Below are 6,536 nucleotides of genomic sequence, written 5' to 3' on the forward strand. Positions count from 1 at the left end.
AGACTTCTTTCATAAGTCCTTTTTATTTTTCTTGCGCCGCATTGAAAAATCTTTCAATTTGCTCAGGGAGAAAAATAAAGAGGGTTTAGGCAATTATGAAAGAAGTCTAATATAATTGGTGCCTATGAACAGAGAAATATAACAACGACTCATAGAAAACTCTAGGACAAGCGATTCCGAAACAACCATGCAGCCAAGGGTAAAGTCAGGATTGCAAGCACAAACATTGGTAAAAAATCCCACTTAATCTGTGCAAAAGTTGCCCCTTCTAAATAAACTCGCTGTACCAAGTCGATACCAAAACGTAGCGGGTTGGCATAGGTTGCAACTTGTAGGGCACTGTTGCAAATAGCTATACCCTAAAGTAACATTATAAAAGTTCATAAATTTATGTATCTTTTAAATATTTTTTGATCATACATAACATGTTATTTTAAAGTTTAATATTTATAATAGGCAAATTGGGCTATTTTTAGTCAATTTGGAGCGAAGCGCATGAAAGGTCAAAAAGTCGGCTATGTCCGAGTCAGCTCGGTCGAGCAAAATACTGGACGCCAACTTGAAGGCATCGAAATTGACCGGCTGTTCATAGACAAAGCTTCAGGTAAAAATACAGACCGACCTAAATTTCAGGAAATGCTGAACTATGTTCGGGAAGGGGACATGGTGGTGGTACATTCGATGGATCGTTTTGCACGAAGTCTCAAAGACCTGGTTGAAGAAGTGGACAAACTGGTTAAGCGGGGTATTGCGATTCAATTTATCAAAGAAAAAATTACCTTTACCGCCCAAGCAACACCGATGGATAACTTGATGTTGCAACTGATGGGAGCTTTTGCTCAGTTTGAACGTGAAATTATTTTAGAACGGCAAAAAGAAGGCATTAAGCTGGCAGCGGCTCAAGGGAAATATAAAGGTCGTGTGCATAAGCTCAAACCTGATCAGGCTAATGCTTTACGTCAGGCATGGGTTGAAGGGAAATACACTTCTAAAGTTGCTTTGGGGAAAGCTTTTGGGATTAGTCGGCAGGCTGTGTATCGTTATTTAAAGGACATAAGTTTAGAAAAGTTTTAGGCAGCTTCAAAATGATGCTCTCTAATGTTTAGGAGAGTGGTGGCAGTCCAACTTAAATTTGAACAACTTAGGAAAGCTCTATCTTTAAAATCTTTATGCAACAAAGCCCTTCAGCTTTAAATTCTGCGGTGTAAGTCTTCTGTTTCTTGCTCATGGTAAACTCCTGATGAGTATGCATAGTTTACCAAGTTAAAACCTCCTTTATTTTCAGCACACATCAGTCATTGAATATATTCGGTACTGTACTGCCTTTGGTGTTGACCCTCATACAGGTTAGATGCTGTAATGAAAAACTCATCTCCATCTATTAAACCAGCCTCCGAAGATTAATAATCAGTCATCCTATCCTGCCATAGGGACAGGTTGTGTCCCTTTTTTAAAAATAATTTATTTTTACATGCTGATTATTATAAAAGAAAACAATCAATTAAGTACGTCAAACTACGACCTACTATATATTTTATCCTCTTAATTTTCATAAAAAAGACGATTACACTTGGCAAAAAATTACTTGAGTACATCATGAGTCAAGAATCATCGAAAGTTATCAGCCGACAATGGAAAATTATTCAATTTTTATTGGATAGCAAATATGTGAGTACCGCAGATATAGAAACTCATTTAAGAAATCAAGAAATTGATGCTACGCAGCGTACTATTCAGCGTGACTTAAATTTACTGGAAAAGTTATTTCCTCTGGAATGTCGTCGTGACTGTATGCCGTATAGCTGGCGTTGGAAACGGATTGAGACTACAGTCAAGGGACTCAGCATTACTCAAGCCCTTATTTTACGGTTAGTCGATGAGGAACTCAGCGATCTTTTGCCTGAGCACACACTTGCTGAACTGGCTCCTTTATTGCAAAAGGCAAAATTAATTACATCGAATGCAACAATGTCCAATAACGATACTAGTCTTTCAGACATATTTAATCGACCTCGTGGTGGTGGATACGGTATGGTTGAACCCTCTATCATTGGTGAACTTATTCATGGTATTGGTAATAAAGTGTCAGAAATTTATCGGGATACTTTTAATATTGATGAAAGAGAGACTCGCAAGGTTCTTCAAGAGTTGGTAACAATACTAGAACAGTATGAAATGCCCGAACTGGCACAAGCACTGAAAGAATAGTACAGATTTCAGGTAATTGAATATTTTTATCAAACCAGTGCGTCAAACTAAGACTGACTCCTTTTGGTTCAGTTTTTTTTTAAATGATTTATCTCCTATAATCATCACTAGATTAAAAATCAATTCGTTATAAATAGTTATACTGATGTGTGCTTAAAAAACAGGAGGGTTTAAGATGTTTCAACAGCAACAAACACTCATTCAGGATTTACCAAAAATTCAAAACCTGTATGAAAAATACCAGCTTGATAGCAACAAATTTCAAGAACTGACAAAAAATAGTCAGAACTTTAAAGTCCACATTCCTTTGATTGGTGCATTTAGTGCAGGAAAATCTTCATTAATTAATGCGTTACTGGCTCAAAAACTATTGGCGGTTGAAATAGACCCAGCTAGTAATTTGGCAACAGAAATCAGTTTTGCAGAAACAGATCAAATTTTAGGGTTTAAAGATAATCAGTTTGTTAAGGAATTATCCTTTGAACAATTAAAATCTCAAGATTTTGACGATTTGGGGGCAAATGGTCATGTTGAGGTCAAACTCAATAATCCACTACTCCAGTCTTTACCCCATTTATGTTTAGCAGACTTGCCAGGATTGGACTCTAAATCAGAGGCACATAGTCAGGCAATTCATCATTATCTCGGACGTAGTCTTGCCTACTGCATTATGGTGAGTTCTGAGGAGGGTACACTCAAGGAAAGTATTAAAAATTTTCTTGCAGAATTAGCCCTACATCAAGCGCCTGTACTGGTCATTATTTCTAAAAGTGACAAACGTTCTGCCAAAGATATAGAAGCAATTAAACAGCAGGTCAAACAACAGGTGCAAGCAATCCTACCACCCGATAATTACCTGAATGTGGTCGCTGCTTCTCGTAAAAATTTTGATACGGTTATCGCTGCTTTACAGGAATTGGAACAACGTAGTGAACAACGTTTTAAAGAAACGGTGGTCAAGCAATCCATAGATACGATTGCGACTTTGCAACAACATATTGAAGTTTTGAATAATCAGGACAACCTTGATCTCGAAAGTTTGAAGTTAAAACAAACTGAAATGCAGGAGGAAATGCAGCACTTTCAGCAAAAATTAAAGCAAGAGCATCAACAGATTAACAGCCGTTTTAATGATGTATTGTCACAGATTACTCAACATATCCGTAGTCGTTTAACAGGTGAAACTGATAGTTTCGCTAATAGTGTGCTTCATCAAGGTAGCGACATTCAACAACAGATTACCTACTCTGTGCGTATTGGCATGACCGAGGGTATGGAGCGTTACTTTAAACCGTTGGTGGAAAAATATTTACATCGTATTGAATCAGAATTACCTGAACAACTTAAAATCAATCAAAATTTTAATTTTGAAGCTTCTGACAATGATGGATTGAATACAACAATCTTGACTGGTGCAGTAACTCTACTCCCTATTGTGCTAAGAAGCTTCCCTTATGCTGCGGTGATTATTCCAATTATTACCACAATTTTAGGAAAATTTATTTCTGATAGCCAGAAAGAACAGCAACGGGCTGAACAACGTGAGCAAGCTCGCTCTTATGTGCAAGCAACACTCATTCCACAAGTTATGGCACAAGTAGAATTAAATTTGCGTCAAATTTTAACGGCACAGTTACAACAGGTTGAACAAAATGTGCAGCAGCAAATTGATGAAAAATATCAACAGGCTCAACTTGCCTTAGCTCAATTGGCGCAACAACTACAACAAGGTGAAGCTGAACAGGAACAACAACGTGCTATCTATCAACAGGACCTCACAACGCTGAATCAGGTTCTTCAAGCACTTAATGCTTAATTTTTAACCAGAAGATCTTATTTATATTTTTGCAGTATAAATAAGATCTGTCAGACAACACATCATAAAATCAATAGATTGGACTTTAAAATGTCAAATATACATACCGATGTTCAAAACAGATACCAACAGCTTAAGCAATACTTTAAACAGAATATTACCCAATTTAAAACCCATTTACCTCTGGATCAGGCAAATCAATTGGGGCTGGATTTTCAGCATGAGTTAGACCATTTCTATAAACTTTGTGTATCACCTCAGCTCAACAATCGTTTTATTATTGGTATTGGTGGCGCATTTAGTGCAGGCAAATCCAGTTTTCTTAATGGGCTATTGGGACAAAAATTACTGAGTGTGGAAATTGATCCAACCACTTCTATTCCAACTTATTTGGTACAAGGCACAGACAATCGGATTGCTGCAATTCTAAAGTCAGGAGAAGCTCAAACGCTCTCAACCGAGCAATTTAAAAATTTAACCCATCATGCTGAGCAGGATGATAAGGCTTTAATCGACAGTATTGATTTAATTATTGTAGAGCAAGCTCATTTTCCTTGGCAAAATTTATCTTTCCTCGATACGCCAGGCTATAGCAATACTGAAAGCTCTGAGCAAGGAAATTGTGATGCCCACATCGCCAAAGTTCAACTCAATGATGCACAACGGATTATTTGGCTGATTTCTGCGGATCAAGGTGTCATTTCTGAAAGTGACCTACAATTTCTAAAAACACTAAAAGCCGATATTCCCAAACTGATTATTATTAGCCGTGCTGATAAAAAGACTGAAATTGATTTAGAACTGATTCAATCTGTGACGGCTCAAACACTCACTCAACACGGCATTCAATCGGAAGCAGTACTCACCTATTCTGCTCGACAGTCTCAAGGCTTTGATCGTTCTCTTTTAAATCAATATTTAGAAGACTGGAATGCTCAGCCACAGATTTTATCGGTACTGGATAATTTTGTTGAATATTTTGCAGAAATTAAAACCCATCTTTCTGAACTGCATCATCAGGTGGATTTGGATAGTTTCCAGAAAAATTTATTTGAACAAATTTATCAATTAGCGCAACTGGCAAATGTCGATATTGAAACACAATGGCAACATTATTTAGCGCAACAGTTTGCGATTGAACAGCAACGTCAGGAAGCACTTGCCCAATATCAGGCCGAACTTGAACGAGAAGCTCAAGCAATTGCTGATGAACAGGAACGTCAACGCCAAGTACTTGAAATGCAGAAAGCACAGGATTTATTGGCGCGAGCTGAACAAATTAGAAACCAAGCTCAAGCTGTACAACCTACTCGTCGTTCATTGGAAAGTATTTTGGAAAGTTATGAAGATGAAATTAGCCGCCCAAGTGCAGGCAGCTATTTGATTGATGATATTTACGGTGTACGTAAAAAAGTTGATAAGGCCATCAAAGCTTATGCTTTTGATGGTGATGGTGAGTACGGTAAGTATAATGATGATCCACTGGTTTTAGTGGATACCACCACCATTTTTAAAAATGCTGAAAATGGTCTATTCCTTACCCATAGTGAACTGTATTGCAAAGACATGCTTGGAAAGCGTTTTGTGACTCGGCTCAATCAAATCCGTAGCATTCGTTTTGATCGGGATGAGTCTAAGCTCTATGTCAATGGTGATGAACGTCTTTATGTTCCTCAAGATAATCTTAAAAAACCAATGATGGCTTTGGCTAAGGTGGTTAAGGAGTATTTGGATCAGTAGTACCAAAATCAATCTTATATCTCAGTTTAATAGATAAAATATACTTTTAAATATATTGCATTAAAGCTTAATTAGTATCACTAAAAGAGCCTTATCTTATAAAAAGATAAGGCTTTAAATCAATTCAAGACTCTAAAATAGCTCTTCTACTCAAAATAGAGCAATTTATATTTTCATAAAGAATTTCATTAATATAGTTATCAGACTTACTTAGTAATATATTTTGAACTTTTTCTATTACATTTACATTTGATGCCAGATTAGAGTGCAAATCATCATTTAATACTAATTTTTCTTGCAAATTAGGGTGTAAACATCTATTAGATGCTAAGTTATTTAGTATGATTCTAGAATCATAATCAGAACAGTCAAAATTGGATAAAATTTCTTGAACATTGATATGCAAATTCTCATTCCTAGCCAAATAATATATTATATCTTTACTTCCAATTTCTATTATTTTTATCTGAGCATCAATCGAAAGTCCTTTATTCTCAGCCAATGTCTTAACTACAGATTCATCACTATCATTTACAAGGATTAACTGAACATTATTTGTAATTGACGTATTACTAGCTAAACTTTCTCTTACTGAGGCTTCTTCATCTCTTGCTAAAGTAAGTTGCACTCTTTCTATTAAATTAGTATTTTTAGCTAAACTTCTTCTGAACCAAGAGTTGGAGTGATTTACAAATTTTAACTGTAAAATTTCAATTAATGATGGGTTTTCCAACATACATCTAACAAGTGTTTCATTATTTTCTTCAACTAT

General features: G+C 36.2%; 5 protein-coding genes and 1 pseudogene. 4 read left to right on the plus strand and 2 right to left on the minus strand.

Going from position 1 to position 6,536, the window contains the following annotated elements; all coding sequences use genetic code 11:
- Nucleotides 1-161: 161 nt before the first annotated feature.
- A pseudogene (locus GBN19_RS13880) lies at nt 162-335 on the minus strand (ABC transporter permease); the annotation flags it as partial.
- Between the two features lie 160 nt (nt 336-495).
- On the opposite strand from GBN19_RS13880, the gene GBN19_RS13885 reads away from it, so the two are divergent.
- From GBN19_RS13885 to GBN19_RS13905, 4 genes are all read left to right on the plus strand, one after another.
- Complete coding sequence (locus GBN19_RS13885; RefSeq protein ID WP_151778536.1) at nt 496-1,074, plus strand: recombinase family protein; 579 nt, start codon at nt 496-498, stop codon at nt 1,072-1,074.
- Between the two features lie 522 nt (nt 1,075-1,596).
- The gene (locus GBN19_RS13895) at nt 1,597-2,208 is read left to right on the plus strand and encodes a hypothetical protein (RefSeq protein WP_151778537.1); all 612 of its coding nucleotides are present in this window, start codon (nt 1,597-1,599) and stop codon (nt 2,206-2,208) included.
- A 175-nt stretch (nt 2,209-2,383) separates the two neighbouring features.
- A complete protein-coding gene (locus GBN19_RS13900; protein ID WP_151778538.1) occupies nt 2,384-4,024 on the plus strand; it encodes a dynamin family protein in 1,641 nt (546 codons plus the stop codon).
- Nucleotides 4,025-4,114: 90 nt separating this feature from the next.
- Nucleotides 4,115-5,764, plus strand: a complete 1,650-nt coding sequence (locus GBN19_RS13905; protein ID WP_151778539.1) for a dynamin family protein — start codon at nt 4,115-4,117, stop codon at nt 5,762-5,764.
- Nucleotides 5,765-5,888: 124 nt separating this feature from the next.
- Here the strand turns inward: GBN19_RS13905 and GBN19_RS15830 are convergent.
- Nucleotides 5,889-6,536: hypothetical protein (locus GBN19_RS15830; protein WP_215903492.1), on the minus strand; the 648-nt coding region annotated here is incomplete at its 5' end.

It is taken from the genome of Acinetobacter brisouii, assembly GCF_008993995.1.
Classification (GTDB): domain Bacteria; phylum Pseudomonadota; class Gammaproteobacteria; order Pseudomonadales; family Moraxellaceae; genus Acinetobacter; species Acinetobacter brisouii_A.

Excerpts from the sequence above, each read along its gene's own strand:
- GBN19_RS13885 (WP_151778536.1), top strand. The coding sequence starts at position 496 with ATGAAAGGTCAAAAAGTCGGCTATGTCCGAGTCAGCTCGGTCGAGCAA.
- GBN19_RS13895 (WP_151778537.1), top strand. The coding sequence starts at position 1,597 with ATGAGTCAAGAATCATCGAAAGTTATCAGCCGACAATGGAAAATTATT.
- GBN19_RS13900 (WP_151778538.1), top strand. The coding sequence starts at position 2,384 with ATGTTTCAACAGCAACAAACACTCATTCAGGATTTACCAAAAATTCAA.
- GBN19_RS13905 (WP_151778539.1), top strand. The coding sequence starts at position 4,115 with ATGTCAAATATACATACCGATGTTCAAAACAGATACCAACAGCTTAAG.